The sequence below is a fragment of the Cobetia sp. 1AS1 genome (assembly GCF_029846435.1).
Lineage (GTDB): Bacteria > Pseudomonadota > Gammaproteobacteria > Pseudomonadales > Halomonadaceae > Cobetia > Cobetia amphilecti.
In genome coordinates this window covers 861978-883376 of record NZ_JARWKU010000001.1, presented here as the reverse complement: position 1 = coordinate 883376, position 21399 = coordinate 861978, and the positions used below count along the sequence as shown (strand labels likewise).

The following is a 21399-nucleotide window of genomic DNA, read 5'->3' as shown; positions in this document are numbered from 1 at the left end:
AGCTTCGGGCCGCGCATCAGGGTGCCTCAATATCGGATCCTGCATGTCCGTGCTCAAACACGGCTGGCCACCGCGCTCGGCGTGCCTGCCAGCCGAGGCACTCAGCGGCGGCGCTGCATCTCGTCGATGGCCTCGTTGGCCAGCGCATCGGCGCGCTCGTTGCCCTCATCGCCGCTATGCCCCTTGACCCAGCGCCACTCGATATCATGACGCTCACTCTGGGCCAGCAGTGCCTTCCACAGATCTTCATTCTTGACCGGCTGCTTGGCTGCCGTCTTCCAACCGCGCTTGACCCAGCCATGCACCCACTTGGTGATGCCGTTCTTGACGTATTCGGAGTCGGTCCACAGCACCACCTGACAGCGCTTGGTGAGCGCCGTCAGCGCCTCGACCGCCGCCATCATCTCCATCCGATTGTTGGTCGTCTGGGCCTCGCTGCCATTGAGTTCCTTGCGATGCTTGCCACTGACCAGAATCGCGCCCCAGCCACCCGGACCCGGGTTGCCACGACAGGCACCATCGGTGTGGATGACCACGCGAGTCGGCGCCGCCTTGGATTCGGACGTCGCAGCAGCGGAGGGATTCTGGGGTTCGGACGTGGATGCACTCTGGCTCACAAACGGCACTCTCGACAAAGGAAACGAAGACGGGCAAGTGCGACGGCGCTGGCTGTCACGACAGGGGCAAGCCTGGCTCGCAGAGGCGGGGCTTGGAAACCGGCCCCTGACAATCACTCTCCGGTAGCCCTCCCGCGGCAACAGCAGGCCTCGCCACAATGAGCGCCATTCTACCCACTCGCATGCAGCATGGCCAAAGTCCCTGTGTTTTTTTACAGCTTCCGCCAGACTGAAGCCTTGAAGAAAAGGGAGCCCTCGAGCTAGCCACGCTCGGACAGATCTCTGCGCGACTCACGCTTCACATGTCCCTCCCGCGAATGCACTCGCGTGGCCTGGCCGATGGAGACACCGGGGATGGCGACTCGCGGTCGCTTGGCATTCAAGGGTTGCACGTACCCGACATTGCGCCGCGCCCGTATCAACATCAGGCTGCCCAACGGCAGGTTGTAGCGGCGCCCCATGCGTTCAAGCCAACCGTGTCGCAGGCGTAACCCCGGCAGATGGAAGCCGGCATAGTCGATACGCTCGATCTCGAAATCCACGAAGGCCAACCAATCGCGCAGGGCCGCCGGCGTCCGCCAGCTTCCCTCCCAGGGAGTGATGTGGCGACGCCGCGGGTCCAGACGCAGCAGCCCCTCACCGGAGAACGGCTGCCAGGCGACGATGACCAGACAGCCACTGGAGCGCAGCACGCGGGCCGCCTCACGCAGCAGTCGGTGCGGCTCCGGCGCGACCTCCAGTAGATGGTGGAGCATCACCAGATCCATGCTCTCGTCCGGCAAAGCCAGCTGCGTCAGCGGGCAGATCAAGGTGGAAGGTGACTCGGCAAGCGCTGCCTCGGGACTCCATTGGATGGCATGGCGGATGGCGGAGAGTGACAGGAGGTCATTGCCGCCCGGACCCAGGTTCAGGCTGTGAAAACCGAAGCAGCGCTCGAACAGCGGTGACAGCATCTCGCGCTCCGCCGTCAGGATGTCCTGCCCATCCGGGCCCTCGAAAAAGGCACGCATGGCGCGCACATGGGCACTCAATTGGCGCGCATGCTGGCGCTGGCGCTCCTCGGCGGTCAGGGACGCGCTGGCCTTGTCCGCACCGGAGTCATTCACACCAAAGGGGCCTTTCCACATCTTGCATCTCCCGGGCTTCAGGCGGGGAGACACTCCCCACGGCATAGACAGGCTTTGACACTTGTCTACATTCTCACACCATAAGAGGTTTGACACTTACCTGCTGGCTCGTCAGGCTTGTTATCCGGAAAATTCAGATTCCCGCCACGAATCAATCCACTGGGCATCATCGTGCTGGCTATTGGCCTTGCGATTGATGGCGCTCATGGACTTTGGCACCGGCGGCCAGTCGTGACTTTTCCTGCTGGACTCTTCTTGTTGGGCTCTGCGTCAGCCACTCGGCGCCTGATCGCACACGGCGAGTCTGACCGGGAACGAAATCCCGACAAGCGAGTCTTGAACAGGACTGCGGGCACCGAGCGTCTCGACACGCCCGGCCCGACACTCAGGATAGAGTGAAGCAAGGTGTTGCCCAACATCCTGCGAATGACCCATATATATGCGTTGTCGATCATAGAGCATACAGATTGCCCCTCCCGCCCACATACGCGGCCAGGGGAGCGCCAGGAGCACGACCGTCCTGAGCCGTCTCTGAGCATGACTTTATGCTGCTTTCGACAACTAACTCTCAGTAAGGAGTCGATGGAACCGCCTGCCCATCAGCATTGCAGGCGACGATGACATGCCATGTTCATCTGCTTCAGCCTGGCCGATTCCTCGGCGAGGACGTATGAAGCCACTTTTCGCGTCACTGGCCTGTCATTGCCTCGATCGACGACTGCAAGACATCAAGAGCACCTGACCACCATGATGAGCGTTACGCCCATAGCGGCCTTTCAGGACAACTACATCTGGTTGATACAGAGCGACGACAACCCCCGCGTGGCGGTCGTCGACCCCGGTGATGCACGCCCGGTGATGGAGACCCTGGAGTCCAGAGGCCTGACCCTCGACACCATCCTCATCACCCATCACCACCAGGATCACACCGGCGGCCTGCCGGAGCTGATCGAACGCTATCAGCCTCGCGTGGTTGGCCCGCACAATCCGGCCATCCACGGTATCGACGAGCGTGTCGGCGATGGCGACAGCTTCCGCCTGCAGGGCCGCCTCTTCGAGGTGATGGAAGTGCCGGGCCATACGCTGGACCACATCGCCTTCGTCAGCTCCGGCATGCCGGGGCTGCTGTTCTGCGGCGACACCCTGTTCAGTGGCGGTTGCGGTCGCCTGTTTGAGGGCACGCCGGAGCAGATGCATCACTCCTTGTCGCGCCTGGCCGCCCTGCCGGAAGAGACGCTCGTCTTCCCGGCACACGAGTACACGCTGGCCAATCTGGCCTTCGCCAGTGCCGCCGAGCCGAACAACCCGGCGCGGGACACCCTCAACGCAGAATGTGAACAGCTGCGTTCACTGGGCCGCCCCACGCTGCCCACCCTCATCGGCCGAGAAAAGCAGATCAATCCGTTCCTGCGCAGTGATGAGGTCGCGCTGCAACGCCACCTCGAGCAGGAAGGACGCCTCTCGGCACCCTCGGGTCAGGAAGATTCCCCACTGGCGGCCTTCACGGCACTGCGTCAGTGGAAGGACAACTTCTAGCCCTGCTGCCCGCGTGCCATTGCCCCCGTTCCGACGCCACTCAGGTGAGCGGTTGGAGCGCGGCGTGAATGGCATTTCGCGTGACAGCGGGTCGAGAACATTCCTGATCTCGATCAGCCCCCGCAGTCACTGATTCGTGCCGGCATGACCGGCCAGCCGAGCCGCTGCTGACCCATCCAGCCGCGGCTCGCCAGAGAGTATTTCGTCAATGCATCAGCAAGACCTCCGTACCGACGGCCAGATGGCCGCCGACACGCCGTGTCGTGTCACTCCGACCCAGGCCCCTTTCCGTCCGGCTCGACTGCGTCACCTGATTCGCCTCGCCTCTCTGGGTGCCACCCTGTGCCTGATGCCGCTGACCGCCAGCGCCAACTCAGCGATGGTGTCCGGGGTCTCGCCCACCAGTGAATATCAGCGCGCCCCGCTGGACTTCATGGAGGCCGTCGACGCCATTCCCGCGCACTACGACGACGTCTGGGAGCGCCTGCGGGCCGGCTATCAGCTGCAGCAGGACACCGGTCGTCCACGCGTGCGCAAATGGATCAGCTGGTATCAGGAGCACCCCCACCACGTGGAGCGTATCGCGGAACAGGCCCGCCCCTGGATTCGCTACGTGACACTGCGCACCGAAGCACGCGGCCTGCCGGCAGAGCTGGCACTGCTGCCCTTCATCGAGAGCGCCTACGATCCGGATGCCGCGCATCCGGGCGGTGCGACCGGCATGTGGCAGTTCATGCCCCGCACCGGTGACGCCATGGGGCTGACGCGCAACCGCTGGTATGACGGTCGCAAGGACGTGTTGCTATCCACGGACGCCGCGTTGGATTACCTGGAGACCCAGGGCGAGCGCTGGTATGACGGCGATTGGGAGCTGGCGCTGGCTGCCTACAATGCCGGTGCCGGCACCGTGAACCGTGCACGCCGCCGCGCCGGTGGCGATGAGGATTACTGGAACATCAAGCTGCCCAACGAGACCATGGAATACGTGCCGAAGCTTCTGGCACTGGCCGCGGTGATTCGCGACCCTGAGGAATATGGGCTCTCGTTGCCGAAGATTGACGACAAGCCGGAAATCGCGGCCGTCGAGACAGGCGGACAACTGGACCTGTCTACCGCCGCCAAGCTGGCCGGCATCAGTGAAGACGAGCTGCGCGCCCTGAACCCGGCCTACAAGCGCTGGGCCACCACGCCGGGTGACAGCTCGCTGGTGATTCCCGCCACCGCCCGCGACACCTTCCTCAGCCAGCTGGCCACGCTGCCTGAAAAAGCGCGCCAGAGCTGGGCCAGCTATCGCGTCAAGCGCGGCGACACCCTGTCCGTCATCGCGCGCCGCAATGGCCTGACGCTTTCCGAGCTGAGGCAGAAGAACCGCCTCTCGGGCAACACCATCCGCATCGGCCAGGCACTGATGGTGCCTGACCGCGGCGCCTCGGTGGCCACCCAGCTGGCCTCGGCCAACGGCGAGAAGAAAGTGCGCGTGAAGAGTGGCGATTCCCTGTCCCTGATCGCCGCACGTCACAATGTCAGCACTCGCCAGCTCGCGCGCTGGAACAAGCTGTCATCTGCGGACTACCTGCGCCCCGGTCAGATGCTGACCCTTTACAGCGCCAACTGAGTCAGTCGATTCACGCGTCGTTGCACGACGCTTGATAGGCGACTCCTCAACGCCCCTGCCATTTGCGATGGTGGGGGCGTTTGCGATTCAAACGCCGCAGCATGGCCGCTGACAGGGAACTTCGTTACTCTTGGCGGGGTCGATGCAAGGAGACCGGCCGCAGCCCGGCGCGTGGCGTGCACCTGCTGCACCGCTTCCGCAGTTCTCCTGCGGTTCTTCTTCAGCTCACGGCAGCTCACGGTAGTGTGTCGACAGCGGTGTCGTCACACTTGTCGACACTCTTGTCGACAACCGCTGAGGAGACCCAAGGCAGCGAAGTTGATGGCGAGTCAGGCGCAAACCATCCGCTGCCCAGATGCCGGTCATTTCATCACGGCCGCGAGGCCCGGGTCATTCAGTCAAGGAAGTCTTCGATGCAGCGTGTTTCTTCACTCACCCACCGTCGCTGGGCCGCGCTACGCGCGCTATGCCTGGGGGCGCTGATGGTGAGCGGCTCGTTCACTGCCACGGCCAACGCGGCTGAGCCCAATGCAGCCGGGTCCAATGCGAATAGCGAGCAATCTGCCGATTCACGCCCCAGCGCCGACATGGCGTCGGCCACGCAGGCAACCAGCGCGCAGGCAACCAGTATCCCCACCTCGAACGTGCAGACACCGCTGGACGTCCCGACCGTGCATGGCCTGGCCATCTACGGCGAGCCCGCCCACAAGCCCGGTTTCACGCACTTTCCTTACGTCAATCCAGAGGCGCCGGTCGGCGGGCGCATGACGCGCGCCGCCATCGGCAGTTTCGACTCCACCAATCCCTTCATCCTCAAGGGCAATTCGGTGGCGGGACTCAACTACTTCGGCGGACTGATCTACGACACCCTGATGATCCCCTCCGCCGATGAACCCTTCACCGAATACGGATTGCTGGCCAGTGGTGTCCGTCTGGCCGAGGACCGCAGCGCCATCGAATTCGATATCGACCCTCGGGCGCGCTTTCACGATGGCGTGGCGGTGACTGCCGAAGATGTCGTCTTCACCTATCGCCTGCTCAAGGATGAAGGCCTGCCGTTCTTCAAGAGCTACTACCACGATGTCACCGGCGTCAGCGTGATCGATGCCGACACCGTGCGCTTCGAGATGGCGCCAGGCGCCGCGCGCGAATTGCCGCTGATCATCGGCCAGCTGCCGGTGTTGCCGGAGCACTACTGGAAGAGCCGCGACTTCACGCGCGCCACCCTGGAACTCCCGCTGGGTTCCGGCCCCTATCGCATGGCGTCTCTGGATGCCGGCCGCCAGGTTCGCTATGAGCGTGTCGACGATTACTGGGGCAAGGACCTGCCGGTCAACAAGGGCCGCCACAACATCCAGACGCTGGTCTACGACTACTACCGGGACCAGACCGTGTCGCTGGAAGCCTTCAAGGCCGGCAGCATCGATCTGCATGTCGAAAGCAGCGCCAAGAACTGGGCGACCGCCTACGACACTCCCGCGCTGCACGAGGGGCGCCTGAAGAAGCTGGAAGTCCCGGACAGCAACCCGGCGGGCATGCAGGGCTTCGTGCTCAACGAGCGCCGTGAGCGCTTCCAGGACCCGAGAGTCCGTGAGGCACTGGCGCTGGTCTTCGACTTCGACTGGATCAACCGCAACCTCTTCTACGGCGCCTACCAGCAGACCCACAGCTATTTCGAGAATTCGGACATGGCCGCGGATGGCATGCCCACCGGCAAGGAACTCGCGCTGCTTGAGCCCTTCAAGGATGAGCTGCCCAGCGCGGTCTTCGACAAGCCACTGCCGATCGATGAGCCACAGGAATTGCGCCCTCGCCTGCGCAAGGCGTTGGGGCTGCTGCGCGAAGCGGGCTATGAAGTGGTCAAGGGCCAGCTGGTCAGCCGCAGCAGCGGCAAGCCGTTGACGCTTGAGGTGCTCAACTACGACACCCAGTTCGAGCGCATCATCCAGCCGTGGATTCGCAATCTGGCGCGCATCGGCATCAAGGCACGGATTCGCACCGTCGACGTCAATCAGTACATCAACCGCCGTCGCAGCTTCGACTTCGACGTGGTGGTCGGCAGTTATCCGCAGTCCAACAGCCCCGGCAGCGAGCAGCGTGAATACTGGACCAGCGACTATGCCGACGTGGCCGGCTCACGCAATCTGATCGGGCTGAAGAGCCCGGTGGTGGACGCGCTCACCGATGCCCTGATTCAGGCGCAGACCCGCGAAGACCTGCTCAGCGCGACACGGGCACTCGACCGCGTACTGCGTTGGGGCTTCCATGTCGTGCCCCAGTGGCACCTGGCGGCGACGCGCATCGCGCTCTGGAACAAGTTCGGCTATCCGCAGCCCTTCCCGGAATATCAGCTGAGCCTGGACAGCTGGTGGATCGAGCCGGACAAGGATGCCTCGCTGGAGCCGGGTGAATAAGCCTGCTCAGTAAGCCGGGTCAACAAGCCTGAAGAACACGCTCGGCGCATATGCCAGGCATAGACGCCTGGCGACAATGACGCCTTGCTGATGCGTCCACGACACCAATAACCGATGCCCCTTGCACCGCACATAAGATGCCGGCGATGAGGGGCACGCAGGGAGATTGCCATTGGGTGCCTATATTCTGCGCCGGATTCTGTTGATGATTCCGACGCTGCTCGGAATCCTGTTGCTGAATTTTCTCATCGTTCAGGCCGCCCCCGGTGGCCCGATCGAACAACTGATGTCACGTCTGGACGGCATAAGTGCCGGTGCCAGCACCCGCCTCAACAGTGGCGGCGGTGATGGTGTCACCAGCGGTGGCGGGGGCTCCTCGACCTATCGCGGCGCGTCAGGGGTCGACCCGGCCTTGATCGAGGAGCTGGAGCAGCAGTTCGGCTTCGACAAGCCGGTCTGGGAGCGCTTTACCGACATGGTCGTCGATTACGCCCAGTTCGATTTCGGCGACAGCTTCTTCCGTGACCGCCCCGTGATCGACCTGATGCTGGAGCGGCTGCCGGTCTCCATCTCGTTGGGGCTATGGACCACGCTGCTGGTCTATCTGGTCTCGATCCCGCTGGGTATCCGCAAGGCACTGGTGCATGGCTCGCGCTTCGACATCTGGACCTCCGGCGTCGTCATCGTCGGCTACGCCATTCCGGGCTTCCTGTTCGCGATCCTGTTGATCGTGGTATTCGCCGGCGGCAGCTATCTGGACTGGTTCCCGCTCAGGGGGCTGACCTCGCCGGACTTCGATGAGCTGTCCACCGCCGGCAAGATTCTGGATTACTTCCATCACATCGCCCTGCCCGTGCTGGCCTCCGCCATCGGCAGCTTCGCGACCCTGACGATGCTGACCAAGAACAGCTTCCTGGACGAGATCCACAAGCAATACGTCCTGACGGCGCGCGCCAAGGGGGCCAGCGAGAACCGCATCCTCTACGGGCATGTCTTCCGCAACGCCATGCTGATCATCATCGCCGGGCTGCCCGCGGCGCTGGTCGGCATCTTCTTCACCGGCTCGCTGCTGATCGAGGTGATCTTTTCCCTCGACGGCCTGGGACTGCTCGGCTTCGAGGCTGTCCTGCAACGCGACTACCCGTTGATCTTCGGCACCCTGTATCTCTATACCCTGATCGGTCTGATCCTGAAGCTGGTCTCTGATCTGATGTATGTGTGGATCGACCCGCGCATCGACTTCGCGACACGGGAGGCCTGACATGCGCCAAGAGACAACGCTTCACAGAACATCAAATCACGAGACACCCGCTCACGACGTAAGCGACGAAAGCCAGCAAGCGAAGCAACGCCCGCGTGCCTCACGCCTGTCGCCCATCACTCGACGGCGCATGGCGGCCTTTCGTGACAACCGTCGCGCCTGGTGGTCGCTGCTGATCTTCGGCGTGCTGTTCGTGCTCTCGCTGGGGGCCGAGCTGATCGCCAATGACCGTCCGCTGCTGGTCGAGTATCAGGGCGAGACCTACCTGCCGATGCTGCACGAGTATCCGGAGACCACCTTCGGCGGCTTCCTGCCCACCGCCACCGACTATCGCGACCCCTATGTGATCGAGGCCATCGAGGCGCAGGGCTTCATGCTCAACACCTTGATTCCCTACTCCTACGACACCCTGGATCTGAATCTGGGCTCTCCGGCGCCGTCGGCTCCCAATGGCCGTCATTGGCTGGGCACCGATGATCAGGGCCGTGACGTGCTGGCGCGCGTCATCTATGGCTTCCGGCTGTCGGTGATCTTCGCGCTGGTACTGACAGCGGGCTCGCTGGTACTGGGGGTGGTGATCGGTGGCGTGCAGGGCTACTTCGGCGGCAAGGTCGACCTGATCGGCCAGCGTCTGATCGAGGTGTGGTCCGGCCTGCCGGTGCTGTTCCTGCTGATCATTCTCGCCAGCATCGTCGAGCCGAACCTGTGGTGGCTGACTGGCATCATGTTGCTGTTCTCGTGGCTGGGCATCGTCGATATCGTGCGCGCCGAATTCCTGCGCGCGCGCAATCTGGAATACGTGCGCGCCGCTCGGGCCATGGGACTGCCCTCGCGGCTGATCATGTGGCGGCATGTGCTGCCCAACGCGATGGTCGCCACCCTGACCTTCATCCCCTTCCTGTTCACCGGCGCCATTACCACCCTGACCGCGCTGGATTTCCTCGGCTTCGGCCTGCCGGCCGGCTCACCCTCGCTGGGCGAGCTGGTCGCCCAGGGCAAGAACAACCTGCAGGCACCGTGGCTGGGCATGACCGCCTTCCTGAGCCTCGGCATCATGCTGACGCTGTTGGTCTTCATCGGCGAAGGGCTGCGCGATGCCTTCGACCCACGTCATATCAGTGCCCGGGAGCAGAACGCATGAGTCATCTCACTTCACCTGCAGACAACACCGGCGCCGCTGCCAGCGTACTGAGACTCGACGACCTCTGCATCCGCTTCGGCCAGACCCCCGTCGTCAGGCATCTCTCCCTTGAGGTCCGACGGGGAGAATGCCTGGCCATCGTCGGCGAGTCCGGGTCGGGCAAGTCCGTCAGCCTGTTGGCGAGTCTTGGCCTGCTGCCGGGGCATGCGCATGTCACCGGGCAGCGCGAATTCACGCGGCCGGACGGCAAGACGCTGGATCTCGCTGCCCTGACGCCACGCCAGTGGCAGCGGGTGCGCGGCGGGCAGATCGGCTTCGTGTTCCAGGAGCCGATGACCTCGCTCAACCCGCTGACGCGTGTCGGCGAACAGATCAGTGAAAGCCTGCGCCTCCAGCAGGGGCTGCGCGGCAATGCCGCCCGCCAGCGCGTGCTGGAACTGCTCTGCCAGGTGCAGTTGCCACGTCCCGAGGAGTTGATCGACGCCTGGCCGCACCAGCTCTCCGGCGGCCAACGCCAGCGCGTGATGATCGCCATGGCGATGGCCAATCAGCCACCGCTGTTGATCGCCGATGAGCCGACCACGGCGCTGGATGTCACCGTGCAGCAGGAGATACTCCAGCTGCTGGATCGCCTGCGTCGCGACCAGGGCATGGCGATGGTCCTGATCAGCCATGACCTCAATCTGGTGCGCCGTCATGCCGACCGCGTGATCGTGATGCGCGACGGGGAATGCATCGAGCAAGGACGTGTCGACGAGGTATTCGATGCGCCGCAGGCCGATTACACCCGCGAGCTGCTGGCCGCCGAACCCGAAGGCCTCGCCAGCGACTTGAGTGCCGAGGACGCCGCGACACCGGTTCTCGCCGCGCGCAAGCTGGAGGTGCGCTTCGCGCGCAGCAAGAAGCTCTTCCAGAAGCGCCCCGCGGACTTCGTCGCCGTTCATCCGCTGAATCTGACGCTGGCGCGCGGTGAGACGCTCGGCGTGGTCGGGGAATCGGGGTCCGGCAAGACAACACTCGCCCTGGCGCTCTTGAAGCTGCAAAGCGCCAAGGGCGAGATCCACCTCGAGAACGAACGCATCGATACGCTGGATCGCAATACGCTGCGCCTGCGTCGCCGCCAGATGCAGATCGTCTTCCAGGACCCCTATGGCTCGCTGTCGCCACGCATGCCGGTGGCGGACATCATCAGTGAAGGTCTGCGCTTTCATCATCCAACGCTCAGTGAAGACGAGGTTCGCCTGCGTGTGGCGCAGGTGCTGGAGGAAGTCGAACTGCCCTCGGCGTGTGCCGATCGCTATCCCCACGAGTTCTCCGGCGGCCAACGTCAGCGGATTGCTCTGGCGCGCGCCCTGATCCTCGAGCCCAGACTGCTGGTGCTCGATGAGCCCACCTCGGCACTGGACCGCAGCGTGCAGAAACAGCTGATTGCCCTGCTGCGTGAACTTCAGACACGCCGAGGCCTGAGCTATCTGTTCATCAGTCATGACCTGGCGGTGGTACGCGCGCTGTCCCATCGGGTGATGGTGTTGCGTGAAGGACGCCTGGTGGAGACGGGCACGACGGCAGAAGTGCTCGGCAATCCCCGCGAGGACTATACGCGTGCCTTGATACAGGCCGCGGGTCTGGCCTGACACGCTCTGCCATGGCCTGACCATAGCTTGTTGGCCTGGGCTGACCTGACCTGCTCTGTCCTGCTCTGCCATAGCATGCCGATCGCCCTGCTCGGGCAGCCACAGATGATGAGCAGGGCGTTGGCGCATTGCAGTCAGTGCACCCCTGCGTTGCAAGACGCACGTTTTGTCGATTGCAAATAATAAAGGTTCTCAATATGATCCAGTGAGATGCGGGCCGACCATCGAGAGACCGTGTAATGACTTCCCGCCCCCTCTCGAGCGGCCCCACGCACTGCCGTTCTGCGCGCACTGCATAACAACAGACCGATCAAGGGATCCACATGACTGCCTCTTTCCGTTTTGCCTCACGCAAGCCGCTGGCAGCTGCCATCGCATTGTCAGCCTCCATGTTCACCGGTGCCGCTCTGGCAGAGCATCATGGCGACGCTCATGACAAGGCGCTGACGGCCGAAGCTGTCGTCGCCCAGTACGCCAACGTCGCACATGCCACCTACAGCGATGCCCTGGCCAGTGCCAATGCCCTGCGCGCCGCCAATGCCGCGCTGATCGAGGCGCCGTCCGACGAGACGCTGGCCGCGGCACGTGCCGCCTGGAAGCAGGCGCGCGTGGCGTATCAGCAGAGTGAAGTGTTCCGCTTCGGCAATGCCATCGTCGATGACTGGGAAGGTCAGCTCAACGCCTGGCCGCTGGATGAAGGGCTGATCGATTACGTCGAAGGCGACGGCTATCAGGCAGAGCTGGGCAACCCGGGTGCCAGCGCCAACATCATCGCCAGCGACAGCGTGCAGATCGGTGCCGACAAGATCGACACCACCGAGATCACCCCGGAGCTGCTGGCGTCCCTCAACGAGCTGGGCGGTTTCGAGGCCAACGTGGCCAGCGGCTACCATGCCATCGAATTCCTGCTCTGGGGTCAGGACATGCACGGTTTTGAGGCCGGTGCCGGCGAGCGCCCGGCGACCGACTTCGCCAAGGGCGATGCCTGTACCGCCGACAACTGTGACCGTCGTGGCGCCTACCTGCTGGCCGCCAACGACCTGCTGATCAGCGACCTGGAATACATGGTCGGCCAGTGGGCACAGGGCGAGAAGGACAACTACCGCGCGGAACTGACTTCACTGCCGGCCGGTGAAGGCCTCGAGAAGATGTTGTTCGGCATGGGCTCCCTGTCACTGGGTGAGCTGGCCGGTGAGCGCATGAAGGTCGCGCTGGAAGCCAACTCCTATGAAGACGAGCACGACTGCTTCTCCGACAACACTCACTACTCGCACTTCTACAATGCCAAGGGCATCCAGAACGTCTACGAAGGCAAGTACGTGACCCTGGACGGCCGCACCTTCGAAGGCCCGTCACTGCATGCACTCGTCGCCCAGAATGACCCGGAACTGGCCGAGAAGATGCATGAGGCGCTGGACACCACCATGGGCCAGCTGCAGGTGATGGTCGACACGGCAGAAGCCGAGGGCGGCATGAAGTTTGACCAGATGATCGCCCCGGGCAATGCCGAAGGCGCCGAGATCATCAATGCCAGCATTCAGGATCTGGTCGCCCAGACCCGCCTGATCGAAGAGATCGCCGACGATGTCGGCATCAGCGGCATGAAGGCCGATACCGCGGACCATGAGTTCTAAGCACACGCTCGAGATTGCCAGTCCATGGGGTGACGATTGATCCTCCCCATGCAGCGCAGCCCCACGCCCGAACCCGTCTACGCACAGGTTCGGGCGTTGATGCTTTTCGCGCCAGCATTTGATGCGCGTCTGCTGATTCTTTCAGGCTGCTGCGCAGCACCGGAAGAACCTGCAGCCTGACCGCGCAAGCCAGGACCTACATTGATGCCACACGTCGTCCCGAAACACCCCACACTCCACGCGTTGTCTCTCGCCATCACGCTTGCCGCCCTGCCGCTGGGCGTAGCACAGGCCGCCCAGCCAGCGCTGACCGTGAGCGCGTATCTGGCCGAACTGCCATTGCAGGACACCGACAGAAGCGGTGGCGACGGCAGCGTGCCCAAGCACGATACCAATGCCTATTCACTGCCGGCCAAGAACCTGAGCTTCGATCAGCGCCTGTCCTTCAGTGTCGGCAACAGCTTCTTCAAGAGCCCCTGGGTGATCGCGCCCGCCAGCACCACTGCACGCGATGGCCTCGGCCCGCTGTTCAACACCAACGCCTGCCAGAACTGCCACGTCAAGGATGGCCGCGGCAGCCTGCCGGCCGAGGGCGATCCCTCGGTGGGCCTTTTCCTGCGCCTGGGCCTGCCGGACAGTCACGAGGACAGCTGGAGCGATGAGGAGCGTGAATTCCGGCGTATCGCCGGGGTGATGCCGCATCCTGTCTATGGCACCCAGCTGCAGAATGCCGCCGTGCCCGGCATCGAGCGCGATGGCCGCATGCAGGTGGATTACGAGCAAGTGACGGTGACCCTGGCGGACGGGGAAGTGATCGCATTGCGCAAGCCGCGCTATTCCATCGCCGAACCGGGCTTCGGGGACCCGGGCGCCATCGCGCTCTCCCCACGTCTCGCCCCCGGCATGGTGGGGCTGGGGCTGCTCGAGGCGGTCAGCGACGAGACCTTGCTCGAGTGGGCCGACCCGCAGGATGCGGATGGCGACGGCATCAGCGGGCGCGCCAATACTGTCTGGTCACTTGCCGAGCAACGCGAGGTCATGGGGCGTTTCGGCTGGAAGGCCGGCCAGCCCGATGTGCGACAGCAGAGCGCCAAGGCCTTCGCCGGTGACATGGGACTGACCTCCCATCTGGTCAGCTCCACCGACTGCACCCCGCTCCAGAAGTGCGAGACATTGCCCGATGGGGGAGAGATCGAGGTCGACGACAACGTGATGGACAACGTGGCCTTCTACTCGCGCAATCTGGCCGTGCCCACCCGGCGTGATATCGATGACCCGACGGTACGCCAAGGCGAGCAACTGTTCCGCGAGCTTGGATGCGCCAGCTGCCACCGCCCTCGCCTGACCACCCAGTCCGGCGGCGTGGCGGAACAACTGGCCGAGCAGACGATCTGGCCCTACAGCGACATGCTGCTGCATGACATGGGCGAAGGACTGGCAGATGATCGCCGCGAATTCGACGCCAGCGGCCAGGAATGGCGCACGCCGCCCCTGTGGGGCATCGGCCTGGCCCAGACGGTCAACCCTGCCACGGGCTTCTTGCATGATGGCCGTGCACGCACCCTGCTCGAGGCCGTGCTCTGGCATGGCGGCGAAGCCCAGCCCAGCCGCGATGCCGTCGTGGCCCTGCCGACTGACCAGCGTGAAGCCCTGTTGCGCTTCCTCGAGACTCTCTGACAAGGAATACCCGTTCATGCCCCGCGACACCTTCACCCCAGCTGCAACCCCGATGAAACCTGCACAGCGCAAGACCTCGCCCCTGGCCCTGATGGCCTGTGGCATGACACTGATGGGCGCCGCGCTGTTCTCGACAAGCACACTGGCGGCGACGGACTCCTCTGCCGCCAACACAGACGCTGCCACCACTGACACCAACAGCGCAAAGGCCGTAAGCCAGTTTGCCGCTGACACGCTGAGCGAGGCGCACCAGCAACTTGCCAGCCGCCTGCAACAGCTCGCGCAGCATACTCAGGCGTTCTGCTCCGCCGAGGGTGACGTCACCCTCGACACCCTCAAGCAGGACTGGCGCAGCGCCATGCTGGGGCTGAATCAGGTCAACTGGGTGGAAATGGGCCCGATCCTGCAGAACTCGCGTCAGTGGCAGCTGTATTTCTGGCCGGACAAGAAGGATCTGGTCGCGCGCAAGACCCGCGCCCTGCTCGCCGGTGATGCCCCGATCACGGTCGAGAGTCTGGCGGAGCAATCCATCGTCATGCAAGGCCTGGGCAGCGTGGAGTATCAGCTGTTCGATGCCCGCTATGCCGACTCGCCCCTGACGGCCGACTCGCGCCGCTGCGAGTTGATGACGGCCAACACCGCCTACGCCGCCAATACCGGCAAGACGCTGCGTGATGAGTGGCAGCAGTTCGCGCCGCAACTGGCCGAAGGCACTGGCGCCTTCAGCGATTCACGTGACGCCGTGCTGTCTCTGGTTCGCGCGCTGACCGTGCAGCTGGAAGCCATCAAGGACCGCAAACTGCGCCGGCCGATCGGCCTCGACAACGGCGGCACGGCCAACCCCTATGCGGCTGAGTCCTGGCGCGGCGGCATGGGGCTTGCCAACATCGCGGCGACTCTCGCGATGATGGAACGCCTCTGGCTCGGCAATGACGAGGCCGCTGGCATTCAAGGCTACCTGAATGGCCAGCTCGACCCGCGCATGGTGGCCTCCACCACAAGCGATTTCGTCGATGCGCGCCAGGCCTTCGCCGCCCTGCCGGATGACCTCGCCGGCATACTGCGCGATGATCCGCGCAATGGTGAGCTGCAGCAGGCCATGATCCATATCGAGACCCTGCAGGCCGGTTTTGCCGACACGCTCAACCCGGCGCTGGGCCTGTCACTGGGCTTCAACAGCACCGATGGCGACTGATCAGGGCGGGGAATTGTGAGTGGCAAGTGGCGAATTGAGAGCGGCGAATGACAACTGACAAGGGGCCAGGCGAGATGCCTCACGGCATGACAGACACACATGCAGCCGACGCCCGCCAGCGACGTCGGCTGCTCAAGGCGTTGGCCTGCACGCCACTGATGGGCCTGCCCGGCGGCATGGCCGTGGCGGGCGGCAACAACGCCGCCAGCGCCCAGGGGCGCGAGCCACTCGGGGTGGCCATCTCGGCATGTGATGATGATACGGGGCAACACTTTGCCAGCTGCACCAGTTATCAGGGAGTGGAGCGCTGGCGCCAGCCGATACGCCAGCGCGCCCACGGCGCCACCCGACATCCTCACAAGCCGTGGGCGCTGATCTTCTCACGGCGCCCGGGGACGGAAATCAATGTCTTCGACCTCGATAGCGGTGAGCGGATCGCACGCATCGAGGCCGCACCGGACCGCCACTTCTATGGACATGGCGTATTCAGCCCGGATGGCGGTCTGCTCTACACCACCGAGAATGCCATCGCGCCCGGAGAAGGCCGCATCGGCATCTACGACGTGAATCGCGACTTCGCGCGGATCGGCGAGTTCGCCAGTGGCGGGATCGGCCCGCATGAAATTCGCCTGCATCCGGATGGCCAGCAGCTGATCATCGCCAATGGCGGGATTCTGACGCGGCCCGACACCGGTCGGGTCAAGCTCAACCTGGACAGCATGCAGTCGAATCTGACCTTGCTCGACCGTGTCTCGGGCGAGATTCGCTGGCAAGGCGAGCCCTCCCATCACCAGCTGTCTTTGCGCCACCTGGATGTCAGCCGCGAGGGCGTCATCGTCGCGGGCTATCAGTACCAGGGCCCCGCGGCGGACCACCGCCCGTTGGTGGTGGTGAAGCATCCCAGCAGTGACCGCTTGCAGGAGCTGCCGTTGCCGCGGGACTACGTCGCGCAGTTCAAGCAGTACATCGCCAGCATCGCCGTCTCCCCCGATGGGCGACTGGCCGTGGCGACCGCCCCGCGCGGCAATCTGATCACGCTCTGGAATCTCGCGACGGGAGAGCTGGACACGACTCTGGACTTCGCCGACTGCGCTGGTGTTCTGGCGGTGCCGGCCACGCAGCAGACGCCTGCAGGCTTCGTGGTCAGCAATGGTCGCGGCGAGTGGCTGCTGATCGATGAGGAGGGGCTGCCGGCGCTTGGCCCGGTGCGGCTGGCGAATACCCACTGGGACAATCACCTGGCGCTGATGTAGCCAGGCATCTGGCGCTTTGATAACCGGGTGGAGGCGCTGTGGTGACGGGAGCTTGAGCGCCTAAGCGTGCAAATCACCACAGCGTCATCTGACGATCCAGCAGGCGATCGAAATCATCGTCCACGAACGGCAGGATGCCATCGGCGACGGGCTTGAGCTGACGACTCAGGTAGTGCTCGACATCAATGGGCGAGCGCAGATACTCGACGGGTTCCGGGCCGGAGGTGGTCATCACATAGCGAATCCAGCCGCCGCGCTGATAGCGTAACGGCAGGCCCCGCCGGCGATTCTCGTCATCCGCTAGACGCGCCGCACGGACATGGGGCGGCACGTTGCGCTGATAGTCGTCGAGCTTGCGCCGCAGTCGCTTGCGGTAGATCAATGCCTCGACATCCATGGTGTCCGCCGCGCCATGGGCATGGCGTTGCAGGTAATCCTGCACGTAGCCTTTCAGGTACTCCTGATAGGGGCTGCCTTCGAAGATGCGACGATAGAGCCCCTGCTGGAAGGTCTTGGCCAGCGGCGTCCAGTCGGAACGCACCGACTCCAGTCCCTTGAATACCAGTTCCGTCTGGCCGCTGCTGCCTGTCTGCTGCAGACCGGCGTAGCGTTTCTTGCTGCCCTCTTCGGCCCCGCGAATGGTCGGCATCACGAAGCGCTGATAGTGGGTCTCGAACTGCAGTTCCAACGCGCTGTCGAGATCGAGACTGTCCTTGAGATGCCGTCGCCACCAGTCGGTGACATGCGCCGCCAGCTCACGGCCAATCCGGCTCGCCTCGGCTTCCTCATGCGCAGCGCCCAGCCACACGAAGGTGGAGTCGGTATCGCCATAGATGACGCGATAGCCCTGCGCCTCGATCAACTCCACCGTCTGCTGGATGATCTGATGGCCACGCCGCGTGATCGAGGACGCCAGCCGGGGATCGAAGAAACGACAGCCGCGTGACCCCAGCACGCCGTAGAAGGCATTCATGATGATCTTGAGCGCCTGGGTCAGCGGGGCATCACCCGCCGCGCGGGCGGCGTCACGTGCTTGCCAGATCTCGGCGACGATGCCCGGCAGGCAGTGTCGGTCACGCGAGAAGCGCGCGCCGAGAAAGCCGGGCACACCGGCCTCAGGGGCATCATCCGAGCCGTTCTCTGACCCACGCAGCCCTTCGACCAGGCCCAGCGGGTCGATCAGGAAAGTGCGGATGATGGAGGGATACAGACTCTTGAAATCCAGCACCAGCACCGAGTCATAAAGCCCGGGCTGGGAATCCATCACGAAGCCGCCGGGGCTGTCCTCCCCCACCACGTCTCCCAGATTGGGCGCGACCTTGCCCAGCCGGTGCAATCTCGGCAGATACAGATGCGTGAAGGCCGCCACCGAGCCACCGCTGCGATCTGCCTCGAGCCCCGTGGCAGCGGCCCGCGCGAGCAGAAACTCCATCAGTCGCGTCTTCGCGAAGATTCGCGTGACCAGCTCGCAATCCTTGAGGTTGTAGCGCGCCAGGGAAGGCTTGTCCTCGGCGAACATGCGCAGAATCTCGTCCAGCCGGCCGTAGGGGTCATCGATGGCCTTGCCTTCCTGCAACAGCTCACGCGAGACATTCTCGAGACTGAACGACTCGAAATGCCAGAAGGCCGACTTGAGCGCCTCGATGCCATCCACCACCCAACGCCCGGCGATCTCGGCAAAGAAGTGCTCGGCCTGGCGGGAATGAGAGCGCCACTGCATCACGCTGGCGTCACGCCCCAGTCGCAGTGGCAGGCCTTTGGCCTCTGACAACCGCACCAGCATGCGCAGATCGAACTGGATGACGTTCCAGCCGATGATGACATCCGGATCATGCCTTGCGACCCAGTCCAGCAGGCATTGCAGCAGCTCACGCCGGCTATCGCGGTACTCCAGCGAGAAATCGCGGCTGGTGTCCTCCTCGCCATTGGGGGGTCCCAGCATGTAGACCTGACGTTGTCCGCAGCCCTCGAGCGCGATGGAATACAGATTGCCCCGTGCATCGGTCTCGATATCCAGCGATGCCCAGCGCAGCGGTGGCCGATAGCCCGCAAGCGGTGTCAGGCGCGCATTCTTCACGCTGCCATCAGGCTGGCGCTCGCCGCGTGCCGTGACGCCTGCCGTGATGAAACGCTCCATCAGGTAGCGGTCCGTCGGACGAACATCCGCTTCATAGACGTCGACGCCAATCGCCTTCAAACGGCGCGCCAGCTGGCCCAGGGTGCGATATTCACGACAGTAGAGCCCCGCCACCGGGCGATGGTGGAAGTCTTCCAGTGCCAGCGGACGCAGCTCGGCGCCGGCCTCAAAGCTCACCAGTGTCTGAGCCAGCACCTGCTGTTCGGCGGGCAGGAAAGCGACGACTTCCTGGGGTGCACATTCGACACGTACGGCGCCTTCGTCGGTGCGAATCCAGAAGCTGATCACCACCCCCTCGGGCGTGTCCCGCCAATGACGTGTCAGCACGAAGCCATGAAGTTCAACAGGAGCGTGGCGGGAATCTTCGGATGCGGCCTCTGGCACTGCATTACCTTTACGTTGAATATACGAATGCCGGGCAGGATGAGAGCAAGACGCGTCTGTATCCTCATACGATAATATGAATTCTGTATCGTACAACATCCGGCGTGAAGCCTGAGCTTGACGACGGAAATACCGTGCCTTCCCGGCGACAGGATGGATGTCTGCGGCAAGGAATGCCTCTCCCGAGATAGCGGCACCCCACAAGGAGCCTGCGTCATGCAACGCTTTGAGATGATTCAAACCCTGCTGGGCCAGATGCTGGGCCAGATCGACGACATCATCTTGCTTGCAGATGATCAGCGCCATATCACCTACCTGAATGACAGCGCGGTGAAGGCATTCGGCTACCCGCGTGAAGCGTTGATCGGCAAGCAGACACGTATGCTGTATGCCTCCAGCGATGAGTTCGAGCGCCAGGGGCAGAGGCGCTTTCGTGTCGATGCCCAGCCCGCCAAGGAAGGCCGGGTCATCCGCTACCGTCGCCAGGATGGCACCTACTTCTATGGTGAGACGCTCGGCGGCCCCATCAAGGACCCCACCAGCGACAACATCTTCATGTTCGGGCTGATCCGCGATGTCTCACGCCGTGTGACGGCGGAACATACTCTCCACAGCCTGCATGCCATCACCTCATCACGTGAACTCAACTTCAATGAGCGCATCGATGAGCTGCTGAAACTGGGCTGCGCCCATTTCGGCCTGCCGATCGGTATCTTCAGCCGCATCCAGGGCGGCGAATACGTCGTCCAGCGCGCCTGTCACCCGGAAGACCTGCTGGAACCGGGACTGAGCTTCTCGCTCAGCGATACCTATTGCGATCACGTCTACAAGGCCGACTGCGTCCAGGCCTTCCATCATGTGGCCAGCAGTGAGATCCGCAACCATCCCTGCTATGCCAACTTCAATCTGGAAGCCTACATCGGGGCACCGGTGATCGTGGATGGTGAGCGCTACGGCACCTTCAACTTCTCAAGCCCTGACCCGGTGCCGCCCTTCACCGCTCAGGACATCGAGCTGGTACGTCTCATCGCCTTGTGGGCCGGCCACGAAGTCGCGCGTGCCAATGACATCAATGCCCTGAAGGAAGCGCATCAGGCGCTCGAGAAGATCGCGATCACCGACCCGCTGACCGGCCTCTACAATCGCCGTCATGCCCAGCAGGTACTGGATGACAGCATCGCGGCACTGGCCACCGCCGAGGTTGACCACCCCCTGTGCGTGGCACTGCTGGATTTCGACCATTTCAAGAAGATCAACGACAATCATGGCCATGACGCCGGTGATCTTGCCTTGCAACACTTGAGCGTGCTCGCCGAGGAGATTCTGCTGCCCGGCGACACCCTCGCCAGATGGGGTGGCGAGGAATTCCTGGCGATTCTGCCTGACTCGCTGCTCAGTGACTCGGCCACGCGCATCAACCTGCTGCGACAACGCATGAAGGACAGTGTCGTGGAATACGCTGGCCAACGTCTGCCCCTGTCATTGAGCATCGGGATGACCTGCCTGGAACCCGATGACAGCGCCACCCGCGAGCAGTTGATCGCACGCGCCGATGAAGCCATGTACGCGGCCAAGGAAGAAGGACGCAACTGCCTCAGGATGCTGTAACGCAATGATGCGTGAATTGCTCCGTCCTGCCTGTCCTGGTCAGGAGCCACAAGCAGGACGGAGCCTTCTCACCAAAGCCCGCTCACAGAAGCCCTCGCGCCCCGCCATCACCCCTCTCGCACTCAGGTGGCGAACACGCTAAGGTCAGGCCCATCCCCTTCTGCCG

14 protein-coding genes are annotated in these 21399 nt (G+C 63.6%); 11 read left to right on the top strand and 3 right to left on the bottom strand.

Annotation, left to right across the window (positions count from 1 at the left end):
- Nucleotides 1-101: 101 nt before the first annotated feature.
- Entirely contained in the window at nt 102-536 is a 435-nt protein-coding gene (rnhA, locus tag QD280_RS03755; protein WP_054556047.1) for a ribonuclease HI, read from the bottom strand.
- 341 nt (nt 537-877) lie between these two features.
- Nucleotides 878-1744, bottom strand: coding sequence for a class I SAM-dependent methyltransferase (locus QD280_RS03750; protein ID WP_279836327.1), 867 nt, complete (start codon nt 1742-1744; stop codon nt 878-880).
- Nucleotides 1745-2491: 747 nt separating this feature from the next.
- Between QD280_RS03750 and gloB the strand changes: the two genes are divergently transcribed.
- The 10 genes from gloB to QD280_RS03700 all read left to right on the top strand — a co-directional run bounded on the left by gloB (nt 2492) and on the right by QD280_RS03700 (nt 17104).
- Nucleotides 2492-3280, top strand: a complete 789-nt coding sequence (gloB, locus tag QD280_RS03745) for a hydroxyacylglutathione hydrolase (RefSeq protein ID WP_279838371.1) — start codon at nt 2492-2494, stop codon at nt 3278-3280.
- 208 nt (nt 3281-3488) lie between these two features.
- Nucleotides 3489-4895: a LysM peptidoglycan-binding domain-containing protein gene (locus QD280_RS03740; RefSeq protein ID WP_279838370.1), complete on the top strand. Its 1407-nt coding sequence runs from the start codon at nt 3489-3491 to the stop codon at nt 4893-4895.
- 413 nt (nt 4896-5308) lie between these two features.
- On the top strand, nt 5309-7309 hold the full coding sequence (locus tag QD280_RS03735; protein ID WP_279838369.1) for an extracellular solute-binding protein: 2001 nt from the start codon (nt 5309-5311) through the stop codon (nt 7307-7309).
- Nucleotides 7310-7481: 172 nt separating this feature from the next.
- Nucleotides 7482-8570 carry a microcin C ABC transporter permease YejB gene (gene yejB, locus QD280_RS03730; RefSeq protein ID WP_279838368.1) on the top strand — a complete coding sequence of 363 codons (1089 nt, stop codon included), beginning with the start codon at nt 7482-7484 and terminating at the stop codon, nt 8568-8570.
- Nucleotides 8571-8676: 106 nt separating this feature from the next.
- Entirely contained in the window at nt 8677-9711 is a 1035-nt protein-coding gene (locus QD280_RS03725; protein ID WP_279838392.1) for an ABC transporter permease, read from the top strand.
- The gene (locus QD280_RS03720; RefSeq protein WP_279838367.1) at nt 9708-11345 is read left to right on the top strand and encodes a dipeptide ABC transporter ATP-binding protein; all 1638 of its coding nucleotides are present in this window, start codon (nt 9708-9710) and stop codon (nt 11343-11345) included. The genes QD280_RS03725 and QD280_RS03720 overlap by 4 nt, the downstream gene beginning before the upstream one ends.
- Nucleotides 11346-11668: 323 nt before the next feature.
- Nucleotides 11669-12979, top strand: coding sequence for an imelysin family protein (locus QD280_RS03715; RefSeq protein WP_279838366.1), 1311 nt, complete (start codon nt 11669-11671; stop codon nt 12977-12979).
- Nucleotides 12980-13183: 204 nt separating this feature from the next.
- Nucleotides 13184-14656 (top strand): di-heme oxidoredictase family protein, encoded by a 1473-nt coding sequence (locus QD280_RS03710; protein WP_279838365.1) that lies wholly within the window; start codon nt 13184-13186, stop codon nt 14654-14656.
- 16 nt (nt 14657-14672) lie between these two features.
- The gene (locus tag QD280_RS03705; RefSeq protein ID WP_279838364.1) at nt 14673-15851 is read left to right on the top strand and encodes an imelysin family protein; all 1179 of its coding nucleotides are present in this window, start codon (nt 14673-14675) and stop codon (nt 15849-15851) included.
- Nucleotides 15852-15937: 86 nt separating this feature from the next.
- Complete coding sequence (locus tag QD280_RS03700) at nt 15938-17104, top strand: DUF1513 domain-containing protein (protein WP_279838363.1); 1167 nt, start codon at nt 15938-15940, stop codon at nt 17102-17104.
- Nucleotides 17105-17177: 73 nt separating this feature from the next.
- On the opposite strand, the gene QD280_RS03695 is transcribed toward QD280_RS03700, so the two are convergent.
- Nucleotides 17178-19625: a DNA polymerase II gene (locus QD280_RS03695; RefSeq protein WP_279838362.1), complete on the bottom strand. Its 2448-nt coding sequence runs from the start codon at nt 19623-19625 to the stop codon at nt 17178-17180.
- Nucleotides 19626-19841: 216 nt separating this feature from the next.
- On the opposite strand from QD280_RS03695, the gene QD280_RS03690 reads away from it, so the two are divergent.
- Complete coding sequence (locus tag QD280_RS03690) at nt 19842-21233, top strand: diguanylate cyclase (protein ID WP_225348018.1); 1392 nt, start codon at nt 19842-19844, stop codon at nt 21231-21233.
- Nucleotides 21234-21399 lie beyond the last annotated feature (166 nt).